Source organism: Acinetobacter sp. 24-47-47 (assembly GCF_057737035.1).
The window spans coordinates 489,018-511,954 of sequence record NZ_CM173216.1 but is presented as its reverse complement, the minus strand read 5'-3'; the positions used below and the strand labels follow the sequence as shown (position 1 = coordinate 511,954).

Annotated in this window: 23 protein-coding genes; 4 read left to right on the top strand and 19 right to left on the bottom strand. The window is 40.4% G+C overall.

Translation table 11 applies throughout. The annotated features are described in order from the left end of the window. Positions 1-10 precede the first annotated feature (10 nt). Genes yajC through secF form a run of 3 tightly spaced genes read left to right on the top strand, consistent with a single transcriptional unit; the run spans position 11 to position 3,280 of the window. Positions 11-340, top strand: coding sequence for a preprotein translocase subunit YajC (gene yajC / locus AC1M9E_RS02395; protein ID WP_035265599.1), 330 nt, complete (start codon positions 11-13; stop codon positions 338-340). A gap of 53 nt (positions 341-393) precedes the next feature. Then, complete coding sequence (secD, locus tag AC1M9E_RS02390; protein WP_488224988.1) at positions 394-2,295, top strand: protein translocase subunit SecD; 1,902 nt, start codon at positions 394-396, stop codon at positions 2,293-2,295. 7 nt (positions 2,296-2,302) lie between these two features. Continuing rightward, a complete protein-coding gene (secF, locus tag AC1M9E_RS02385; protein ID WP_179999020.1) occupies positions 2,303-3,280 on the top strand; it encodes a protein translocase subunit SecF in 978 nt (325 codons plus the stop codon). Between the two features lie 39 nt (positions 3,281-3,319). Here secF and AC1M9E_RS02380 read toward each other — a convergent pair whose 3' ends face one another. The 19 genes from AC1M9E_RS02380 to AC1M9E_RS02290 form a co-directional block, all read right to left on the bottom strand. Beyond that, positions 3,320-3,964: a 4'-phosphopantetheinyl transferase family protein gene (locus AC1M9E_RS02380; protein ID WP_488213157.1), complete on the bottom strand. Its 645-nt coding sequence runs from the start codon at positions 3,962-3,964 to the stop codon at positions 3,320-3,322. Positions 3,965-4,062: 98 nt separating this feature from the next. Continuing rightward, positions 4,063-5,475: a ribosome biogenesis GTPase Der gene (gene der, locus AC1M9E_RS02375; protein WP_035265604.1), complete on the bottom strand. Its 1,413-nt coding sequence runs from the start codon at positions 5,473-5,475 to the stop codon at positions 4,063-4,065. A gap of 170 nt (positions 5,476-5,645) precedes the next feature. Then, entirely contained in the window at positions 5,646-6,794 is a 1,149-nt protein-coding gene (gene bamB, locus AC1M9E_RS02370) for an outer membrane protein assembly factor BamB (protein ID WP_180028872.1), read from the bottom strand. Further along, entirely contained in the window at positions 6,794-7,495 is a 702-nt protein-coding gene (locus AC1M9E_RS02365; RefSeq protein WP_180028873.1) for a YfgM family protein, read from the bottom strand. Before AC1M9E_RS02365 ends, bamB begins: the two co-directional genes overlap by 1 nt. A gap of 29 nt (positions 7,496-7,524) precedes the next feature. After that, positions 7,525-8,820: a histidine--tRNA ligase gene (gene hisS, locus AC1M9E_RS02360; RefSeq protein WP_488224987.1), complete on the bottom strand. Its 1,296-nt coding sequence runs from the start codon at positions 8,818-8,820 to the stop codon at positions 7,525-7,527. Between the two features lie 3 nt (positions 8,821-8,823). Next, complete coding sequence (gene ispG / locus AC1M9E_RS02355) at positions 8,824-9,945, bottom strand: flavodoxin-dependent (E)-4-hydroxy-3-methylbut-2-enyl-diphosphate synthase (protein WP_092767631.1); 1,122 nt, start codon at positions 9,943-9,945, stop codon at positions 8,824-8,826. A gap of 18 nt (positions 9,946-9,963) precedes the next feature. Then, positions 9,964-10,764 carry a RodZ domain-containing protein gene (locus tag AC1M9E_RS02350; protein ID WP_481589257.1) on the bottom strand — a complete coding sequence of 267 codons (801 nt, stop codon included), beginning with the start codon at positions 10,762-10,764 and terminating at the stop codon, positions 9,964-9,966. Next, positions 10,755-11,555, bottom strand: a complete 801-nt coding sequence (gene pilW, locus AC1M9E_RS02345) for a type IV pilus biogenesis/stability protein PilW (protein WP_488224986.1) — start codon at positions 11,553-11,555, stop codon at positions 10,755-10,757. Before pilW ends, AC1M9E_RS02350 begins: the two co-directional genes overlap by 10 nt. 56 nt (positions 11,556-11,611) lie before the next feature. Continuing rightward, the gene (gene rlmN / locus AC1M9E_RS02340) at positions 11,612-12,847 is read right to left on the bottom strand and encodes a dual-specificity RNA methyltransferase RlmN (RefSeq protein ID WP_035265621.1); all 1,236 of its coding nucleotides are present in this window, start codon (positions 12,845-12,847) and stop codon (positions 11,612-11,614) included. 122 nt (positions 12,848-12,969) lie between these two features. Then, positions 12,970-13,401 carry a nucleoside-diphosphate kinase gene (gene ndk / locus AC1M9E_RS02335; protein WP_035265623.1) on the bottom strand — a complete coding sequence of 144 codons (432 nt, stop codon included), beginning with the start codon at positions 13,399-13,401 and terminating at the stop codon, positions 12,970-12,972. Positions 13,402-13,510: 109 nt separating this feature from the next. Further along, entirely contained in the window at positions 13,511-13,711 is a 201-nt protein-coding gene (gene iscX, locus AC1M9E_RS02330) for a Fe-S cluster assembly protein IscX (RefSeq protein ID WP_035265625.1), read from the bottom strand. A gap of 111 nt (positions 13,712-13,822) precedes the next feature. Then, a complete protein-coding gene (locus AC1M9E_RS02325; protein WP_481607944.1) occupies positions 13,823-14,374 on the bottom strand; it encodes a phosphatase PAP2 family protein in 552 nt (183 codons plus the stop codon). Positions 14,375-14,393: 19 nt separating this feature from the next. After that, on the bottom strand, positions 14,394-15,665 hold the full coding sequence (locus AC1M9E_RS02320; protein ID WP_488224985.1) for a glycosyltransferase family 4 protein: 1,272 nt from the start codon (positions 15,663-15,665) through the stop codon (positions 14,394-14,396). Positions 15,666-15,820: 155 nt separating this feature from the next. Then, a complete protein-coding gene (locus AC1M9E_RS02315) occupies positions 15,821-17,098 on the bottom strand; it encodes a glycosyltransferase family 4 protein (protein ID WP_488224984.1) in 1,278 nt (425 codons plus the stop codon). Positions 17,099-17,207: 109 nt separating this feature from the next. Beyond that, complete coding sequence (locus AC1M9E_RS02310; RefSeq protein WP_488224983.1) at positions 17,208-17,357, bottom strand: hypothetical protein; 150 nt, start codon at positions 17,355-17,357, stop codon at positions 17,208-17,210. Positions 17,358-17,492: 135 nt separating this feature from the next. Beyond that, positions 17,493-17,813 (bottom strand): hypothetical protein, encoded by a 321-nt coding sequence (locus tag AC1M9E_RS02305; RefSeq protein ID WP_488224982.1) that lies wholly within the window; start codon positions 17,811-17,813, stop codon positions 17,493-17,495. A 771-nt stretch (positions 17,814-18,584) separates the two neighbouring features. Further along, entirely contained in the window at positions 18,585-19,601 is a 1,017-nt protein-coding gene (gene ilvC / locus AC1M9E_RS02300; RefSeq protein ID WP_035265630.1) for a ketol-acid reductoisomerase, read from the bottom strand. A gap of 104 nt (positions 19,602-19,705) precedes the next feature. Continuing rightward, positions 19,706-20,197, bottom strand: coding sequence for an acetolactate synthase small subunit (ilvN, locus tag AC1M9E_RS02295; RefSeq protein WP_035265631.1), 492 nt, complete (start codon positions 20,195-20,197; stop codon positions 19,706-19,708). Continuing rightward, positions 20,194-21,921 (bottom strand): acetolactate synthase 3 large subunit, encoded by a 1,728-nt coding sequence (locus AC1M9E_RS02290; RefSeq protein WP_035265632.1) that lies wholly within the window; start codon positions 21,919-21,921, stop codon positions 20,194-20,196. The genes ilvN and AC1M9E_RS02290 overlap by 4 nt, the downstream gene beginning before the upstream one ends. Before the next feature lie 554 nt (positions 21,922-22,475). Between AC1M9E_RS02290 and AC1M9E_RS02285 the strand changes: the two genes are divergently transcribed. Continuing rightward, on the top strand, positions 22,476-22,835 hold the full coding sequence (locus AC1M9E_RS02285; RefSeq protein ID WP_481597929.1) for a DUF4124 domain-containing protein: 360 nt from the start codon (positions 22,476-22,478) through the stop codon (positions 22,833-22,835). Positions 22,836-22,937: the final 102 nt, after the last annotated feature.

Here is a 22,937-nt window from a genome sequence, read left to right as displayed (position 1 = left end):
GGAAAATGAAATGAGCCTTTTTATTTCGACTGCACACGCAGCTGGTGAAGCTGCACAACAACCAAGCTTAGTTGCTAACTTATTGATGATTGCAGTATTCATTGCAATTTTCTACTTCTTAATTTGGCGTCCTCAAGCAAAACGTGCGAAAGAACATCGCACTTTGGTTGAGAGCTTAGGCGTTGGCAGCGAAATCGTTTTTGCAGGCGGTTTAATGGGCCGTATTACTAAACTCGAAGGTGATTTCGCTGTGGTTGAATTAAACCGTGGCAACGAAGTTAAAATTCAGCGTGCAAGTGTCATTTCAGTATTACCTGAAGGCACTCTAAATAACCTTTAATTATAAAATAGTCGTGCAGCTGCACGACTTTTTTCATTTTAAGAAGAAAGCGAATGCGTTACCCAGCATGGAAATATTTACTCATTCTAGTTGTACTAGTCGTGAGTACATTATATGCCCTGCCAAGTTTGTATCCTGATGAACCAGCTGTCCAAATTTCTGGTGCAAAAGCTGGTTCTGTCATTGATGACACAGTGATTCAAAAAGCAGAGCAACTATTAAAAAGCAACAATATCCAATCCCACAATAACAGCTTTACTCAAAATGCTGCCCTTCTACGTTTAGACAGTTCTGAAGCCCAATTAAAAGCAAAAGATATCCTACGTGAAGGTCTGGGTGAAAACTATGTTGTTGCATTAAACCTCGCACCAACAACACCTGAATGGTTACAGAAAATCGGTGCACGACCAATGAAACTTGGTCTTGATTTGCGTGGTGGTGTCCACTTCCTCCTTGAGGTGGATATGGACAAAGCGATTGCGCAGCGCATGGAAACATCGGCTGCTGATTTGCGACGCGAATTCCGTGAGAACAAGATCAAATTCAATAGTCTTTCATTAAATAACAATGCGATCACTGTTCAATTTGCTAACAATGAAGATCGTGCAGCAGCGATGGATCAACTTCGTCGTAACGGTAATAAATATACTCAACAAGCACTTGCAACTGAAAATGGTGCCAGTCTTCGTTTAACCTATACAGATACCACAAAGCAAGAAATTCAGTCGTATGCGTTAGATCAAAACTTAACAACACTTCGTAATCGTATTAATGAACTTGGTGTTGCAGAAGCATTGGTTCAAACCCAAGGTAGCAACCGTATTGTGGTTGAATTACCAGGTGTCCAAGACACAGCTGAAGCAAAACGTATCTTAGGTCGTACAGCAAACTTAGAATTCCGTTTGGTGTCTGATCTAAATGATCAATATGTTGATCCTTATTCAGGGAAATATAATGGTCAACCCTTACCTCCAGGGACAGAAGTATTCGCCTATGAGTCTTTAGACAGTGGTCGTGAACTTTTACTTAACCGTAATCGTATTCTGACGGGTGAGCGTGTACAAAATGCTTCTTCAGGCTTTGGACAAGATAGTGGTACAGCAGAAGTTAACATTACCCTTGATAATGCAGGTGGTAAGTTAATGTCAGATGCGACTCGTAGCGCTGTTGGTAAGCGTATGGCGGTACTGTTCATTGAGAATAAACAACATATCAGTTACGTTGAAGATCCTGAAACAGGTGCACAAACTGAAGTACGCACACCATATACTGAATCTGTCGTCATTAATGCAGCAAATATTCAAGCAGTACTGGGTTCACAGTTCCGTATTACTGGTTTAGATTCACCTCAAGAAGCAGCTGAGCTAGCTTTAATGCTTCGTGCAGGTGCGCTCGCTGCGCCAATGTACTTTGTTGAAGAGCGTGTTATCGGTCCAAGCTTAGGTCAAGAAAACATCGATAAGGGTGTACTATCCACTCAAATTGGATTCATCTTGGTCGCAATTTGGATGGTGGTATTCTTCCGTTTATTCGGTGTCATTGCGAACTTCGCTCTAGTATTCAACTTAGCAATGATCTTGACGGTTATGTCTTGGATCGGTGCTTCATTAACGCTGCCAGGTATTGCAGGTATCGTTATTACCATCGGTATGGCGGTGGATGCAAACGTTCTAATTTGCGAGCGAATACGCGAGGAAATCAAATGGGGAGCATCGCCTAAACAGGCGATTGTTGCAGGTTATGATCGAGCTTATAACACCATCTTTGACTCGAACTTAACCACATTCCTTGTTGCATTTATCCTCTTTGCCATTGGTACTGGCCCGATCAAAGGATTTGCCGTGACACTCATGATTGGTATTGTTTGCTCGATGTTTACTGCGATTACAGTAACCCGTGCAATTGTACAGATCATTTACGGTAAAAAACGTAACTTGAAAAAGTTGAGCATTTAGGAGATCTATCATGACTGAAAATACTCAACTCGAATCAAAACAATACGGCCGTCCAGACAACGAACGCGTAATTCCTTTCATGAAGATTGCAAAGCCAGCAGCTTGGCTTTCAATCATCCTGACTATTGCAAGTATCTTCTTTATCGCGACTAAAGGTCTGAATTTAGGATTAGACTTTACTGGCGGTGTTGCAGCTGAACTGAATTATGCCAATCCTGTAAAACCCTCTGAAGTGACGCAAGCATTAAGTGATGCGGGTTTTAATGATGCTGTTGTTCAAACCTTAGGTTCTGAACGAGATTTAATGGTTCGTATGCCCGTACAAGAAGATATTGAAGCGGAAGATCTAACCAAAGCAATTACCACCGCAGTTCAATTAGACAATAATACCGTGACTGTACCTAAGGTAGATGTTGTTGGTGGTCAAGTCGGAAACGAACTTTACATTAAATCAGCAGGTGCTGTGGCTTTGGCTCTGATTATCATGCTGATTTATGTGACGATTCGCTTCGAATTCAAGTTGGCAATGGGTGCAGTTCTATCGCTATTTCACGATATTATCGTGACTCTTGGTATTTTTGCATTGATGCAGTGGCCATTTGACCTAACCGTTTTAGCTGCTCTTCTAGCGATTATTGGTTTCTCATTAAACGATAATATTGTTGTCTCGGATCGTATTCGTGAGAACTTCCGTAAAATTCGTGGGGCAGAACCTCTTGAGATCATCAATATTGCATTGACTGAAACCTTACGTCGTACCATCCACACTTCGATGACGCTATTGCTTGTGGTCGTTGCTATGATGATCATGGGCGGCGATGGTTTGAAATGGTTCTCGATTGCAATGTTTGTCGGTGTTTTTGTCGGAACATATTCTTCGATTTATATCGGTACTGCATTTGCATTGTGGCGTGGTCTGAACCGCCAAGACTTTATTGTTCAAGTAAAACCTGAATTCGAAGAGGAAGAAGAAATTCCTCAATAAACCTTCAGTACAAAAAAGCCCATCAAATGATGGGCTTTTTTAATGTTGAGTGATTTGAATTTGAGGAATTGCAAAACCACGGCAAGAGTATTCACTTCGCCATGCGACTGTCAGCATACAATTCATGATTTCAAAATTCTGATACGCAAATACCCCTAAGACTGGATGCTCACAAATCCCACCCATATGTGTGATATGGGCATTGGTATTCAACTCATTTAAGCTCATGCGTATTCCCATCCCATGTGCCTTCAAAACTGCTTCCTTAATGGTCCAGACTTTAAACCAATAGCGAGAATCAAAATCCAATTCTGCCCATATCGCATATTCCTGTGGATGAAATGCATGTTTTGCTAAGGCTTCGAATCGAATTGATCGATTCAGCTCCTCAATATCCACACCCAAATCTCGGATGATATGTGAGGTAGCTAAAGCATAATAATGTTGACTATGACTATGATTAAACTCAAAGTTTGAAAATTCCTTCAAAAAAGGTTTTCCATCTTTTGTTAGGTCAATATCCTCATTTTTTATTGTTCTGTTTAATTTACTTCCTAGTAAGCTGTTGCGATATTGGTAAATCATGTTTTTTCTAAGACTGATTTCTTCTGTGCGTGTGAGATTTTCAGAAACTTGAAAAAAAGAAGAAATTTTTGAAATATCAATTTGAATATGACGGGTCATAATAGGGTTCTCAATGATTCCATTTATCTTAATTTATTCGCATCATAAAAAAAGCCCAAACTTCACATTTGGGCTTTCTGAACTGAATTTACAATTGATTAACCGCGTTTGAACTTCTTCTCGGCTTTCTTAAACTTCTGTACATAACGACGTTTTCGTGCCGCAGTACGTTCATCAATTTGAGATTTACGACCTTCAAATGGGTTTTCTGAAGTTTTGAATTCAATTTTTACAGGTGTACCTTCAAGTTTATACACTTTACGGAACACGTTTTCTAAGTAACGACGATAGTCAGCTGGGGTTTTATCAACTTTATTACCGTGAATCACAATCGTAGGTGGGTTTTGACCACCAATATGCGCATAACGCATTTTAATTGCACGACCTTGAACTTTAGGTGGATGATGCGCATCTGTTGCATCTTTTAAGATCTCAGTGATTTTCGCTGGAGATACTTTCAAACGTGAAGATTCATATGCACGGTGGATTGAAGGATAAAGCTCCCCCACACCTGTACCATGCAAAGCAGAAATTAAATGGATTTTTGCCCATGGAATAAAGTCAAAACGACGCTCAACATCCAATTTACATTGTTTGCGATCATATTCTGACATATTGTCCCATTTATTGATCGCAATCACCATCGCACGACCAGCTTCAATCGCATATCCAATCAAATGCAAGTCTTGCTCAACAATACCTTCACGCGCATCAACAACAACAACAACAACGTTGGCATCTTTCATTGCTTGTAAAGTCTTTACGATTGAGAATTTCTCAATCATTTCATCCACTTTGCCTTTACGACGAACACCAGCAGTGTCAATGAGCGTATATTTTCGACCATCACGCTCAAATGGGATGTAAATTGAGTCACGTGTAGTACCAGGCTGGTCAAAAGCAACGACACGCTCTTCACCTAACAGGCGATTAACTAATGTTGACTTACCTACGTTCGGACGACCGATAATCGCTAGACGGAGCCCAGTATCTTCATCACGCTGTTCACTTAGGTCATCTTCTGGTACATCTTCAAGTACTTCTTCGAGCATTTGTTGAACACCACGCCCATGGCTTGCAGCCACTTGCATCGGTTCACCCATACCCAATTTAAAGAACTCAACCAATGCTGCCTCTGCATGAACACCATCAACTTTGTTGGCAACTAAAAATACTTTTTTACCGAGTGTACGTAACTCACGCGCAATCTGTTCATCAGATGCTAGAAGACCTGCACGCGCATCGACAACAAAGATAATCATATCTGCTTCATGAATCGCAGTTTTAGACTGCTCTGCCATGTAAGAGTCGATCCCACCTTCGTTTTCACCGATACCGCCAGTATCTACAACGATAAATGATTTATTTTGGTATACTGCATCACCATATTTACGGTCACGAGTAAGACCGGCAAAGTCTGCAACAAGCGCGTCACGACTTTTGGTAATCTGGTTAAACAGCGTTGATTTTCCGACGTTCGGACGACCAATGAGCGCAATAACGGGTTTCATAGATTAACCTTTAACAAGATCAGCCAACTCAATTGGCCTGAACATCAGAAACTGTGGAAGAAGTTAGACGAATCATCTACTTAAAAATAAAAATGTCGGGGTCTGAAAATTCAACACCCCGAACTTAAAATATGTATTCAGCGACTAGTTTACCATAAGCAGAGAAAAAATTAACGATTCTGCCAAATTGTAAGTGCGCCTGTACGTGTCACTGAGTAAAGCTGATTGTTCACTACACGTAACGAACGTACTTCACCACGCGTTTTTTCACGACCAACAAGTTGACCATTTTTAGGATCTACAAGGTGGAGTACCCCCTCATAATCACCTACCACTAAATACTGACCTAACATTACGGGGTTGCTTAATTGACGGTTAAGCAATTGATCATTAGTCCATAACGGCTGGCCCGTCACCAGATCAAACGATACAATTTTACCATCTGTTTGCGTGACGAAGACTTGGCGACCTGCAACTTCAGCACGATTAATACTGCTTGCATCTTCACTCCAAATCACACGTTGCGAAACTAGATCTAGTACAGTGACTTGGCCTTGATAGCTAGTGGTTACAACCAATTGTCCTGCAACGATTGGATCTGCATCCACATCAACTAAACGCTGTATATCAGAACGACCATCGCTGACTGCCACACGTCTTTGCATACGCAAAGTTCCAGTGAGACTATCAATTGCGTACACGTATGCATTTGACGAGGCCACTAACACTGTTCGTGGGTCTAAGCGCACAGGTGAAGCTTGACCGCGTAAGCTCAATTGTTCGTTTGGCATACGATAGGTCCACACTTGTTGACCTGTTTTTTCATCCATACCAAACACCGTACCGTCATTTGCAACAACGATCACTCGACCAGTCTGAATAAGCGCCGCACTCAAAATTGCACCACTTAATTGCGCAGTCCAACGGATATCACCCGTTTTTTGATCGAGAGCAAACAGTTGACCTTTCTTGTTGCCGACGATCACTAACCCATTGGCCGCTTCAACACCTGAACTTAAACCAAGCTTGGTAACTTGTTTTTCCCAGACACGCTGCTTACCTTGATATGCAGAAACCTGTCCCTTAGGATCTAAAAAGTATAAAACACCTTGATCATTCGCCATTCTCAAACGCAATGGATCAGCAGCATCCGTCGCTGAAACATTATGTGAAAAAATAGGTGCTAAGCTCACCGATTGCTGAATTTTAGGCAACGGATTAGGTTTCACCTTTTCTTCTTTCACCGTATTGCTTGTACACGCCATTAGTGCACACGACAATGTCGCTAGAACAAAAGAAATTTTATACTTTCTATCCATTAAGACTCATCCGTTTGTATATCTAAAATTGGGCGCTCAATTTCAGGATCATCTACTAATATGCCAACACTTTCGAGTTTAATTTGTAAGATTTGGCGTTCTTGTTTAGTTGCAATTAAGTTATCCCACGCGCTCTGATAAGCTTTTTTCGCATTTTCAATATCATTCTTAGCAATATAAATATCGCCACGTGCTTCATCTACAGTTGTTTTGAAAGCGGGCAAAGTCAAACCAGACAATGTTTTTAAAGCTTCATCATATTTTTTTTGTGCCAGTTGAGCATCTGCTAAACGAAGCTTAATGATGTGTTGTAAACCTTCATCTTTGATTTGAGCATTTTCAATTTTTTTCAATTCACGTTCAGCTTTGGCATAATTCTCTTGGTCATAAGCCAATTTTGCCATTACAAATTGCGTTTGAACCGCATGAATCGAATCAGGATTTTCTTTTACAATTTTTTCAGCAGTTCCATCCAAAGCAGTCGCTACTTTAGGATCAGTTGTTGCAGCTTTCGCTTCATCAACCAAGAGCTGTACTTTAGCAGTCTGTATTTGATCTTCTGCTACGTTTTTCTTCTTCCAATATTCCCATCCGAAAAAGGCGATCAGGGCAAGAAGAATCAGCGTAATCAACGCCGATCCATATTTCTTAAAAAACGACTTTGCTGTATGCAGTTGTTCTTCGTCAGTCATTGCGCTCATATGATCGCCCTTTCCTTATGTTCTTAAATTTATTTTGAAGATAGTTTATCAATGATGAACGGCACAATGTCATTGACCGCTACTTGTGTCTGCTCTGCTGTAGCCAACTCTTTGACTGAAAGTTGTTGCACCTCAGCTTCACGCTCACCAAAGATTAAGGCATAAATTGCACCAGACTGATCCGCTTTTTTCATTTGACTTTTCATCGAGCCTTGAGAGCCAACTTTCAGACGCACTGAACTACTTGCAGCTTCAAGTTGATCTCGAATTTGCTCAGCCAAAACTAAAGCTTTACCTTGCGTCCCAGGATCTGCAAGTAAAAATACTTCACAATCACGTACTGGTATATTGTCTTCTACTTGTTCTAAAAGAAGCAATAAACGCTCAATACCCATTGCAAAACCAACCGCAGGAACCGATTGATCTGGTTTACCTTTTAACTGACCCACTAAACCATCATAACGACCACCAGCACAAACCGTACCCTGTGAACCGAGATGTGTCGTCGTCCATTCAAATACAGTTTTATTATAGTAATCCAAGCCACGAACCAACTTTTGGTTAATGACAAATGAAATACCTGCATCGGTTAGATATTGCTGTAATTGTTGGAAATGTGCCAGCGTCTCTTCACCCATAAAGTCATGAAGTTTAGGCGCATTTTCTAAAATGCTTTGAGTTTTTGCATCTTTAGAGTCCAAAATACGCAGTGGATTCGTCGTTAAACGACGCTGCGAATCTTCATCTAAATCTGACTTATGTGATTCTAAAAACTCAACCAAGGCTGCGCGATAAGCTGCACGCTCATCTGACTCACCTAAAGTATTGAGCTCTAATTGAACTTTGTCCGCAACACCCATCCGTTTCCACAGACGCGCAGTCATCAAAATCAGTTCAGCATCTTGATCAGGAGTTGCAACACCAAACGTTTCCACACCAAATTGATGGAATTGACGGTAACGACCTTTTTGCGGTTTTTCATAACGGAACATCGGTCCAATATACCAAACACGCGGTGTCGCACCACGAAGCAAATTATGTTCGAGCATAGCACGTACACAACCCGCAGTACCTTCAGGACGTAAAGTCAAAGACTCAGGAGGATTACCTTTATCTAAAAACGTATACATCTCTTTTTCAACGATATCCGTTGCATCACCAATAGAACGCTTGAACAAGTTTGTCTGTTCAACCATCGGCAAACGAATTTGTTGATAGCCATAGGCATCCATCAAACCAGACAGATGCTGTTCAAGACGTCTCCAAGCTGGGGTTTGCGTTGGGAGAATGTCATTAAAACCTTTGATTGCGACGATTGAACTCATGATCTACTCAGAAAAACCTGTGCGAATAATCTCTTTTGATTTAGCTTTTTCAAGCTCGTTAACACGTTGACGAACCATATTTTCGATTTCATCAACTAATTGATTTGTGTCAATTAAATGACTCTTTTCACCATTACGATACACCAGTGAACGTGGACTTGCGCCCACTACACCAATATCAGCTTCTTTAGCTTCACCAGGACCGTTGACTTTACACCCGATGACAGAAACATCCATTGGAGTACGTACATCTTCCAAACGCTCTTCAAGCATTTGCATCACTTTGATGACATTAAATTCTTGACGTGAACAACTTGGGCAAGCAATAAAGTTAATACCATTTGAACGTAAGCCCAAAGATTTAAGAATATCAAAACCAATTTTGATTTCTTCCTCAGGTTCCGCTGCTAATGAAATTCGCATGGTGTCGCCAATGCCTTCCATTAACAATCCGCCCAGTGCAATTGCCGACTTCACCGAACCAGTACGGTAAATTCCAGCTTCAGTCACCCCTAAATGTAAAGGATTGTCAATTTGTTGTGACAACAAACGATAAGCATCCATCGTCAAAAAGACATTCGATGCTTTCACTGACACTTTAAACTCTTGGAAATCCAAACGATCTAAAATATCAATATGACGCATTGCTGACTCAAGCAAAGCTTGACCTGTTGGCTCACCATATTTCTTTTGAATATCTTTTTCGAGAGAGCCTGCATTGACACCAATTCGCATTGAAATATCGTTGTGACGAGCCGCAGCAACCACTTCGCGAATTTTTGCTTCTGAACCGATATTCCCTGGGTTGATACGCAGACAATCTGCACCCAAATCTGCAACAGCCAAAGCAATTTTATAGTCAAAATGGATATCGGCAACGAGTGGAACTTGCACTTGTTTACGGATTTCTCCAAAAGCAGCAGCGGCTTCCATACTCGGTACAGACACACGCATAATATCTGCGCCAGCATCCACACAACGTTGAATTTGTGCAACTGTTGCAGCTACATCACAAGTTTCAGTATTGGTCATGCTTTGAATACTGATTGGCGCATCGCCACCCACATACACAGAACCTACGCGAATTTTACGTGTTGGTTTGCGTCGAATCGGATTCTCGATCATCGTTTTACCTTTAACCCATTAACGTGATAAACGGAATTCAGCTTTTCCGTTTACGGTATATGGTGACAATGAAATATTTTCATTATTTAAACTCAATGAAACGGCTTGAGCATCATCTAATCGAATTTGGAATGGAGACTGTCCATTCAAACTAATCGCAGTTGATTGGCGTCCAGTTGCTAAAACTTTACCCGTACTGTCCACAATGTGTACTGATGTAGGGCGGCTAAAACTGAGATTCATCGTATCGCCTGATACTGCTTCAGTCGTGCCTGTACCATTGTTTAAGGTCAGAATTTGGACATTGTTGGATTGATTCGTATCAGTGTTTAACGAATCACCTTTAGCAGCCCATTTTTGGATTGCGGAGATTAATAGCCAAGCCACGCCCAAAATAATTAACGCAATCACGATGCGTTTAATCCACTTGCGATTACGTACGCTTTTCGAGCCAGGAAGTTTCCCCATAATTTTAATTGGAGAATTGTTCAAAGCATGATTTGGCAGTAAACCTGTATCATTTTGATAGATTTCATCAAAACGTTGAATCAAAGCAGAGGCATCAACTTTGAGATACTTCGCATACGAACGATAGTATCCCTTAATGAAAGTCGCTTCTGGCAACGATTTGTATTCGTCTTGCTCTAACGCTTCAAGCGTTTTTACTGGCATTTTCAAATCACCAGCAACTTTGACCAGATCACGTTGTTGAGAAATACGGATTTGACGCAAATACTCGCCAGGGCGTTGAATATTTCCTAAAGCATTAGGTGCTACGTTTGAACCAGTAGGTTGCTGTGAATTAGGATTTACTTCCATACGGCCTCAGTATTGAACTGTAATTGCAAATAACGTTGAAATTCTTGACTATTTGGAAATAAAGTACGCAACTGATTCACCAGCACATACATTCCCGTTCTATCACCATTGGCACGTGCGATACGTAAACCAATCCAGAGTGCTCGCGCACCTTGATTTTGCTGGCCAACTTTGAGTACAAATTGCTCATATAGCTGACGCGCGGCAATATTATTCTTTTGCAGATAAAATATCTCTGCTAACTCTATCATTGAAATAGTCGAGTCACGATTGACTTGCAGTGCTTGTTTGAACGTTTTTTCAGCATTCGGTATATCCCCTAGAATGAGATAAATCCGTCCAAGGTTTTCTAATGCACGATGACGTTGGTCATATCCAAGCGTTGCGCCTGCAATTGAAAGCTGTTTAACAGCATCATTATATCGCTTCACTTGATACAAATACGTACCATAGTTGTTACGTGCTTGCGCATTTTTAGGATCAATTGAAATAGCACGAGAAAAATAATGATCTGCACGTTGCATGTTGATGTCACTTCCTTCTTGCTGAAGCAACACCCCCATCATCATATTTGCAGTTGAATCGCGCGAATTAACCTCTAATGCCTGATCAAGCACACGTTTGGCAGCATCTAAATTTCCATTCCGAATATATTCAGCCGCCATTTGGGTACGAACTTTCACTGATTTCTCAGGATCCTTTTTGCTCGTATCGCCACTGGTAGTTTGGCATCCAAAGAAAAGCAATCCAGATAAAGCGACTGTCATCGTCATGACTATTTTTTTATACATCGGCTTGCTCAAATGATGCCTCCCTCTTTTTAATCATTCACATCTAAATGATACAACTAGCCTTGTGAACGCATAATTTCATTACGTTCTAGCACTTTTTTCTTCCATTGTTCTGCACGACGAGTACGGTCAGCCACTTGACCTACCAATTGACCACAAGCTGCGTCAATATCATCCCCACGTGTCTGACGAATCGTACACACAAAACCAGCATCAGACAAAGTTTTTTGGAAAGAAATGATGCGATTTCGGCTCGAACGCCCGTATGGTGCATGTGGGAATGGATTAAATGGAATCAAGTTAATTTTACTTGGTAAATTTTTCAACAACTTAATCATCTGCTGTGCATGTTCGGGATGATCGTTGACCCCGTCTAACATGACATACTCAATTGTGACATGCTTACGTGCACTTTCATTACCATCTTTAGTGATGTAACGCTGACACGCTGCAATGAGTTGCTCTAAGGGATATTTTTTATTAATTGGTACTAATTCGTTACGTAACTCATCATTGGTTGCATGTAATGAAATTGCAAGCGCAACATCAATGTCTTGAGCCAATTGATCTATCTTCGGCACAACCCCTGACGTTGACAATGTGACACGGCGTTTAGACATTCCATAGGCGAAATCATCAAGCATGATACGCATTGAGTTAAGCACAGCATCATAGTTCAATAATGGTTCGCCCATACCCATCATTACCACGTTGGTCACAGAACGCTCACGCTCAGCAACAGGCACATCTTCCATATAGGAATAGTTCGCCATCCACAACTGACCAATAATTTCAGCCTGTGTTAAATCGCGTTGGAAACCTTGTTTTCCTGTTGAACAGAACGAACAGTCCAAAGCACAACCGACTTGTGATGAAATACATAAGGTTTTACGCGAACCCGTTTTATCCTCAGCAGGAATCAGTACTGTTTCAACCAAAGAACCCGCACCATCACCTACACGGAATACCCACTTACGTGTTCCATCTTTAGAATAGTTTTTATGCACGACTTCTGGTGCTTTAATTTCACAAATCTTTTCAAGTTTTTCACGTAATTTCCCTGAAATATTGGTCATTTCAGCAAAATCAGTAACGAAGAACTGATGAATCCATTTCATCACCTGACCCGCACGGAACTTTTTCTCCCCCATATCCTCAAAGAATTTTTCCATTTGCGGACGTGACAGGCCAAGTAAATTCACTTTCTGTACAGTATCAGCCTGCTGCACTTGAACAGTAGTGGGCTGTTGTTCATCTAAATTGACGGATGAAGCGACAACTTCAGAATTCATGAGTATTACCTAAACCATAATGTGGGATAAAAGAACATGCTCAATTTTCAAGCAATAAAATCTTTCAGAAATAAAAAAACCAGATAAGCAGTATAGCACTTATCTGGTTTGAATACTGCGAATTAACGAGTACGTGGAGCGATCTCAGTTTGAGCGAAGAAGTAGTTAACTTCACGATCAGCAGATGCTACAGAGTCAGAACCGTGAGCAGCATTTTCGTCGATGCTTACAGCGAAGTCAGCGCGGATTGTACCTGGAGCAGCTTCTTTAGGGTTAGTAGCGCCAAGGATGTCACGGTGAGCAAGAACTGCGTTTTCACCTTCAAGAACTGATACAACAACTGGACCAGAAGTCATGAACGCAACGAGGTCAGCAAAGAAACCACGTTCTTTGTGCTCAGCATAGAAGCCTTCAGCTTCAGCTTGAGTTAAATGTTTCATTTTAGTCGCAACGATTTTAAGACCAGCTTTTTCGAAACGAGCAAAGATGTCACCGATGTGGTTTTTAGCAACTGCATCTGGTTTAACGATAGATAAAGTACGTTCAATAGCCATGATTGGCTCCTTTAGTCAAATTGACATGAAAATTTTGGCGCATTATACCGAATAATGCGCGATTATCTGCTTTTCGCGTGTAAAAAAATGGTTTTTTTCGACCGATGAATTATCGAGCTTCGTCAATCCAAGCCATTTGAATTGCTTCTAACAATCCTTCTGTTGATTTGTTTGGATCATCTTCGAACTCTGGAAGCGCACAAACCCATGCATGAAGATCAGTAAAACGGATCCATTGTGGATCTACATCTGGATGGGCTTCATACAGTTCAATTGCGATATCAAGGGTGTCTGTCCAACGTAAACCCATACTTATTCCTAAATCATCTTTGGTAAATTCATGGCTTAATTTTAGCAAAAAGCAAATCAAGACGTACAATTATATTGCTTTTGTACGCCTCACCATGCAATCAACTTACCCTCACAATATGATATTCAATGCTGGAGCAGCCAAGATAATACCACTCGCAACCGTCGCCCCAATTAAGGCACCAACTAAAACATCAGTTGGGTAATGCAATCCCAATACCATGCGCGACAACGCAACCAAAATGGTAAATGGCATCATCATAATCAGCAAGACAGGCTCTACATAACCCAATACGATTGTTGCCATTACTGCATGCAATGTATGACCAGATGGAAAACTAAAATGATCTAGTGGTCTTTCGCCGATATGAATAACTTGGTGAACTTGGTATGGTCGTGGACGTACTGTTTTTGTTTTTAAAATTTTATAAATCAGCGTACCTAACGAAGCAGCAACAACAATATATAAAATTTGAATAGTGTATTGCGGTCCTTGCAGTAGCCACACCAACGCCACCATCATGTACCAAAAAACTCCATCTCCGAGCCGACTAATAATTTTAAATATGAGTGCAATACTTTGTGTATGCGATAGATTATTGAAATAGAGACATCCTCTTAGATCAAGATCGAGTATTTTTATTTTGGTATTTTTAAAATTCATTACACTCTACTCCTATCGTTCAGGCCGTAAGCGTTTTCTGCTGCACGACACGATAAAATGCATGTTCGAGTTGTTGAACTGGATGTTGCCATCCGACTTGTTGTACTTTTTTCATTGCTTGCATCCCCATTGCATGCAAGCGTTTGTTCTGGGGCAGATTAATAATATATTGAACCAAGGTTGCAGGCTCACCCAAAGGTGCTAACCATGCTGTTTCCGCATCTAAATACTGCTTAGCACAAGCATAATCATAAGCAACCACAGGCAATGCACTCGCCATCGCTTCAAGCACGACATTGCCAAAAGTCTCTACTTGACTGGCAAAAACAAATACATCTGCGCTTGCAAATGATTCAGCAAGATTTGTACCACTTAAGCTTCCAGTAAAGATGATATCGGTATGTTTGCTTTGACGAACCAAACGCGAATAATCGGGCCCATCCCCCACGATGACCAACTTAAATCTGCGCGTTGTTTGTGTTTTAAGTTTTAAATAGGCATCAATTAACACCTGAATTTCTTTTTCAGGTGAAACACGACCAACATAAAGCAGGACAGTTGTATTCTCACAAGCATCCCATTGTCGTCTGAGTTGCACACTTCGAAAAGTAGGTGAAAACTTTTCAACATCCACCCCAGTCTTAATCACTTCAACTTGACATGTAACACCAAAGTTACGTATCGCATCAGCCGAGTCCTGACTTGGTACACAGGTCAATTGCGTATTGTTATGAAACCATTTGAGATAGTGCTGAATCGGCTTGACCATAAATGCAAGATCATAAAAACGACTAAAGTCATGAAAAGCAGAATGAAAACCACTACTCACAGGAATCTTTTTGTTTTTTGAGAGCTGAAGTACCGCTAAACCTAATGGTCCTTCCGTCACGATATGCACCAAATCTGGTTGAAATTCATCAAAAGCTTTAGCCACTTTGCCATACTGTGGCCAGCCAAATTGCATATGGGCATACTTCGGAATGGTTTGACCATTCACCAAACACTCACGATTCGGTGAAAATTCCGAACATATTTGTTTTTGTGAAGGTCGCACCAATAGAATTTTGTGACCAAGTTTCTGTAGACCTTTGCAAATCTGTAGTAAAGACAATGAAACACCATTCAGTTCTGGCGGCCATGTCTCCGTAACGACAGCTATTTTTAATCTAGATCGCCCCAATTGCTCAAGCACCGATACATCACGATCGGAGTTTTGATTTTTAAATTTTAGCCTCTGGTGATCATATTGCGTTGTCGATCTAGGCAATACAGTGTCCATGATTCCCATCATCACACCTCTTTTGTATTTTTTTCATACTTTTACTTTAGAGATGGATCATTTCATTATGATGATGATTTCATTAAATACTTGTCATAATTAGAATAGATGACTGATTCACCGACCACCCTCAAACACGCGACAAGAATCTACAAATTCAAGATAACTTAGTGAAATAAAGTACGATGCACAGCAAAAAATAACGCTTGCTCAAAATCAATAACAGGTTTCAACCATCCTGTTGCAGCAACTGCAAGATGCGCTTTCTCACCCATTATTTTTAAATCGGATTGATTCAATGTTGCTGTCATTGCTCGTTCGAACATATCTAGATCACCGAGAGGGATCAGCCATCCCGTTTCATTGTGCACAACATGCAGTTTGGCACATGCATAATCATAAGCCACCACAGGCAAGCCACTTGCCAATGCTTCAAGCGCGACATTTCCAAAGGTTTCAACTTGACTTGGAAAAATAAACACATCTGCACTGGCATATGCACATGCCAAATCATCACCAGTCAAACTTCCCATAAAAATAATATCAGGGTGATGATTCGCAAGGTCTTCAAGCCTTACTCGATCTGGCCCATCTCCGACAATGACCAATTTAGTATAATGATCAACCTCACCTTTCTTTTTCAAAAAAGTCCGAATAATCTGGTCTACTTCTTTTTCAGGTGACAACCGACCAACGGAAATCAGAACTCGTGTATGCTCATTTGCATTCCATTGCTCTCTGAGCAACTCCGATCTTTTATTCGGATTAAATAATTGGGTATCAACACCTCTCCCCACCACCCTTAACTCACCGCTTACTCCCATTTGTTTTAAAGCATGCTGTGTATCTAAACTTGGCACACAAGTCACGTCTGTCTTATTGTGAAACCATGTTAAATATTTTGAGATAGGTTTAACGAGAAAAGGAAACTCAAAGTATCGACTAAACTCTTGAAAGGCAGAGTGAAAACCACTTGAAACAGGAATATTCTGAGATTTAGCTACCATTAGACTCGCAAATCCCAATGGTCCCTCTGTCACAATATGCACAACATCTGGCTGAAATACCTCAACCGCTTTTGAGATTTTAGAAAACTGTGGCCAACCGAATTGTAAGGTGGGATATTTCGGAATCGCCTGAGCATGCACCCAACACTCTGCATCAGGTTTAAACCGTTTACATTTCACTTTGGGTTGGGGACGAATCAACAAAATTTGATGACCTCGCTTCTGCAAACCCAGACATAAATTCATCAGTGAGTTTGCAACACCATTAATCTCTGGTGACCATGTCTCTGTCACAATGGCAATTTTTAATTGAGGATGTCGTTTAGGCTGATCAGCATCAGGAAGAAGAATAAAATCCTCAAATGACGTATTTTTTTTAATGTCCAATAATTCAAATAATTTTTTTTGTTGTGTTGCTTGTAAATTTAGGAGTGCCATCATCACACCTTTTATTAATGTTATCCCTAAAATTTAAAAGAACATAATGTCAATATGATGATGGTTTTATGACAGCCTTGTCATAAGACTCATTCAGATTTTCACATTTTTAAGGCTCTTGCTCTTGACCAGAGTTCACTGGTGGTTCTTCAATCCGTTTTTCCAAGTTTTCTCCTTGAAGTGCTACAGAGGATTCTGATGATGTCCGATCTTCTAATTGTTTAGTTTCTTGTTCAGCATTAACTGCTACTGGTTTCAAACTGCCTTCAACAATTGTATAAACCTGTCCATTAGAAAAATCGATGTGCTGTTTATCACCATGTAACAGTGGAAATCCAACGATTTGCTCGTACTGCTCTGCACGGTTAAATTTTTGTTGAACAGAATCATAAATTCAGTAAATAAAACGACGATCTTGAAGCGTTTTATCCTCTGACAGATCAGAGAGCACTACATCATAGTAACCATCAAAATTCACATCCATATAACCAATACTATTGGGAAACGCTTGAAAGCCTTCAAGTATTTGCAATCTTTTTTGATTGACTTTGTCAAACACCTCGATACGTGTCATTAATCGTTTGAAAGGATGGTCAGCTTTAGATATGCCGTAGAAATTAAAACTCACATCAGGCATATTTTTTACTTTAAAAGCAGGCTCGAATTTCTTTGTTCGAATCACACCCGCATGATTGACCAATGTAGATTTAAACACATTCGTTTTATAGTTAAGCTGTTCTTTAAACTCTTGAAATGTATTTGAATCATCACTCGATTGTTCTGCTTTAAAAAAACTTGATCGCCTTTTTGCTCCCCTTTAAATTGGATAGCGACGTTGTCTTTGAGCGAAGTAAGCGTTGCGTTTGGATGAAGCACATCCAAATAAAGACTCAAAAAATATTCGTTATCTGTTGACCTTAATAATCGCTGCATTGATAAGCGAACATTATCCAAGACAAGCTCAGCATCACTATTTGGCGTTTTTTTCTCAATATCAATGGTTTGTTGCGCCCATCTACAGATGGGCTAAATCGCCAATAAGTAACATACAAACGATAATTTCATTCCCAACCTCAATCCTTGAGTTATTAAGTATTCTTGTTAGATACTAATTATTATGTTTAGCTAAGCCTCACTCAGCTAAAACTTGATCTACCTGTCATTGAGTTACTTTTTAATGACTATTTTTATCATGCCTGTCGTCTTTTTTTAATGCATTACAAAAAAGACAAGTCTCAGGATTCAAGGTTCCTAAAATAGTGGTAACCTATTATCAATAATCCAAGGTATGAACGAGTACAAAACACTGTTTTTTTACGAAGTGCAAGGAAGCAGTGCCCTACTTTGAATAAAATACAAGAAATGAAAAACACTGCCTTACCTTGAGGCACACAATTTTAATTAATAATCTGATCCATTTTTTAAGACAAAAAAAGCCCACTCATTTTGAGTGGGCTTTCGCATTCAAATCAGATGATTCGAGAAATTAGTTTTTCTCTTTATCAACGATTTTGTTTGCTTGAATCCAAGGCATCATCGCACGCAATTTAGCACCAGTTACTTCGATACCGTGAGCAGCGTTTTGACGACGACGAGCAGTCATAGATGGGTAGTTCAACGCACCTTCTTGGATGAACATCTTCGCATATTCACCAGATTGAATACGTTTAAGCGCATTACGCATCGCTTCACGAGACTGTTCATTGATTACTTCAACGCCAGTTACATATTCACCGTACTCAGCATTGTTAGATACAGAGTAGTTCATGTCCGCGATACCGCCTTCGAACATTAAGTCAACGATCAATTTAAGTTCGTGTAGACATTCGAAGTAAGCCATTTCTGGCGCATAACCAGCTTCAACAAGAGTTTCGAAGCCCATTTTAACCAATTCAACAGCACCACCACAAAGAACTGCTTGCTCACCGAAAAGGTCAGTTTCAGTTTCTTCACGGAAAGAAGTTTCGATAATACCTGTACGACCGCCACCAACACCTGAAGCGTAAGAAAGCGCAAGGTTACGTGCATTACCAGAAGCATCTTGGTGAATCGCGATAAGATCAGGAACACCTGAACCACGTTGGTATTCAGAACGTACAGTGTGACCAGGTGCTTTTGGAGCAACCATGATTACGTCTAAGTCAGCACGTGGAACAACTTGGTTATAAAGAACAGAGAAACCATGAGCAAATGCAAGAGTAGCACCTTGCTTGATGTTTGGCTCAATTACATCACGGTAAAGTTGAGCTTGGAATTCATCTGGAGTCAAGATCATTACTACGTCAGCTTGAGCTACAGCAGCAGGAACTTCAGCAACTTTAAGACCAGAATTTTCAGCTTTTTTCCAAGAAGCAGAACCAGCACGTAAACCAACAGTTACGTCAACGCCAGAATCTTTAAGGTTAAGCGCGTGAGCGTGACCTTGTGAACCGTAACCAATGATTGCTACTTTCTTAGATTGGATGATAGATAAGTCGCAGTCTTTATCATAAAAAATTTGCATTGCTGTCTCCGCTAAAATGCTTTGGCTTCCGTTTGATTAGCGAATGTTAATGTGGTTCGCCAACCCCCTCCTCTCGGAGGAGGGAAGAATTTGTTAATAAAAAATTAGATTGTTAAAACTTTTTCGCCACGTGCGATACCAGACACACCTGAACGTACAACTTCAAGAATGGTATTCTCTGCCAAAGCATCAATAAAACCATCAATTTTCTCAGTTGTACCCGCGATTTGAATCGTGTAAGTCGTTGGTGTTACATCCACGATTTGTCCGCGGAAGATATCTGCTGTGCGTTTAATTTCAGCACGCGCAGAACCCAAAGCTTTTACTTTGATTAACATCAATTCACGTTCAATGTGTGAACCTTCAGAAAGGTCAACCACTTTAACCACTTCAACAAGTTTGTTGAGTTGTTTTGTGATTTGCTCAATCTTGTGATCATCACCATAAGTCGTCAATGTCAAACGAGACATTGTTGGGTCTTCTGTTGGCGCAACGTTCAAAGTTTCAATGTTATAACCACGTTGTGAGAACAAACCCACTAAACGTGAAAGCGCGCCAGATTCGTTCTCAATGAGAACAGAGATGATATGTCTCATGCTGTGCGCTCCCCTTTAGATAACCACATATCTGTCATAGATTGACCCGCGATTAACATCGGATAAACATGCTCAGTACGGTCAACCATCACGTTGATGAATACACATTTATCATTAATCGCCATTGCTTCTGCAAGCTTCGATTCAAGCTCATCCGCATGATCAATTTGAATACCTACATGTCCGTAAGCTTCCATCAACTTCGCAAAGTCAGGCAATGACTCAACATATGAACTTGAGTGACGACCTTCATAATTCATATCTTGCCATTGTTTCACCATACCTAAAGCACGGTTGTTTAAGCACAAGATTTTAACATTTAGGCCATATTGCTTACATGTTGAGAGCTCTTGGATACACATCTGAATGGATGCTTCACCTGTAATACAAACAACTTGTTGGTCAGGGAATGCAAGCTTAGCCGCCATCGCATATGGAAGACCAACACCCATCGTGCCTAAGCCACCTGAGTTAATCCATTGACGTGGACGTGTGTATTTGTAATACAACGCACCAAACATCTGATGTTGACCAACATCAGAAGTGATGATTGCTTGGCTGTTCGTTACTTTATCTAAAGCTTGAACAACTTGTTGAGGTTTCATCGTACCGTCAGTTGGTTTTTCATATTTCAAACCATGAACTTGACGCCACTCATTGATTTGTTTCCACCAATCCGCAATAGCTTCAGGGTTCGGCTTAGAAATATTCAGCTGTTTTAATTGCGCTAACATTTCTTGAAGAACTGGCTCTACCGCACCCACGATTGGGATATGCGCCATGATTGTTTTTGAAATCGTCGCAGGATCGATATCAATGTGAATCACTTTCGCATTTGGACAGAATTTTGCAGGATTATTGGTTACACGGTCATCGAAACGCGCACCAACACATAGAATCACATCAGCGTGACCCATGGTCATGTTCGCTTCATATGTCCCATGCATACCCAACATACCAATAAATTGAGGATCATTACCGGGGAATGCACCTAGCCCCATCAATGTATTGGTTACTGGATAACCCAATAGATGCGCTAATTCAGTCAATAAATGTGATGCATTGCCTTGAACAACACCACCGCCCGTATAAATAATAGGACGTTTAGCATTGATCAATTCATCAATAGCTTTGCGGATCTGTCCAGTATGACCACGATGTGGCGGCTGGTAAGAGCGCATTTTTACTTTTTCAGGATATTCGTATGCAAATTTTTCAGCAGGGTTTGTTGCATCTTTTGGAATATCAACAACCACAGGACCTGGACGACCTGATGACGCGATATAGAAAGCTTTTTTAATAACCGCTGGAATTTCACTCGCATGACGCACTTGGAAACTGTGTTTCACGATTGGACGAGAAATACCAACCATATCCGTTTCTTGGAATGCATCTTCACCAATCAAATGGCTTGCAACCTGACCAGACAAAATCACCATTGGGATTGAGTCCATGTAAGCTGTCGCAATTGGTGTCACAGTGTTAGTCGCACCTGGACCCGAAGTCACCAGTACAACACCTGTCTTACCTGTTACGCGCGAGTATGCATCTGCCATATGACCAGCAGCTTGCTCATGACGCACGAGGTAATGATTAATTTTGTCTTGTTTGAATAGCGCGTCGTAAATGTGTAAAACTGCGCCGCCTGGATATCCAAAAACATGTTCAACGCCTTCGTCCGCCAATGCGCGAACAAGCATTTCACCACCAGATAAAAGTTCCAACGTATTCACCCTAATCTTATTTCCACGACGGTTATGGGAGACATAAGTCGTGTTTCATTCATTCGTTTGTATGCACTGTTATAGCACACATATTTCATCGTTTTTGCTGCAATAATAAAATTTTTCGATCACAACCGTTTGAGTTGCGACTGCATATTCAACATGTTGGGATAAACATATTTCTGCTATTTCATTGTCTCGGCTTAGAGACAACGTTATTGCAAGCTATGATATTTATTCGAAGGGTGATCGAACAAAACATATAAAACTAGAGCAGCATTTTTAGTTTTTTCACGACCAAAGTCAAGGTTTGCCGAAACCTTTTTATTGTTTATTTACCAACCGATTATTTTTCAAACGATAACTTTTGGTTGGATGATTTATAAAAAAAATTTCAAACACTTATTTTTAATATTTATATAAAACAATTTATACGCAAAATGATTTTTTTGATTAAAATAAAACCAATTAATCTTCATCAGTATCCAGCAAAATGCTGCGATATAAACGTGTAAAAGAACTCACTCCCCTCATATTTCTTTATAGGTGAAGTCATGAATTCACTAGCATCATCTTTAAAACTTTCTTGTTTAGCATCAACGGTTGTTTTCGTTTCTATTTATTCATCTATGGTGCAGGCAAAAGAATATTACAAATGGGTCGATCAAAATGGTTCAACCCACTACACCACTACCCCGCCACCAAAATCAGCAAAAAAGAAAGGTAAAGTTGAAACATATGGTTGGAAAGCACCAACAACCTCAGTCAATACCAATACAAACCCGAGCGAAGCTCCTCAAACCTCACAGACTCAAACGATACCAACGCAACAGCACACAAACGGTGCTTCAAATACTGAGTCACAAAACACAAATGCTGCTCCATTAAGCGAAACTCAAGTTTCAAATGAGTGAAATTGTCTTTTTGATCTTAATTTAAGTTTTGCATCCATTTTCAGTCTGTAAAATTCACTTTTAGGTGCGTTTTGCGCTATGCTGTGCGCTAAATTTTTTAAC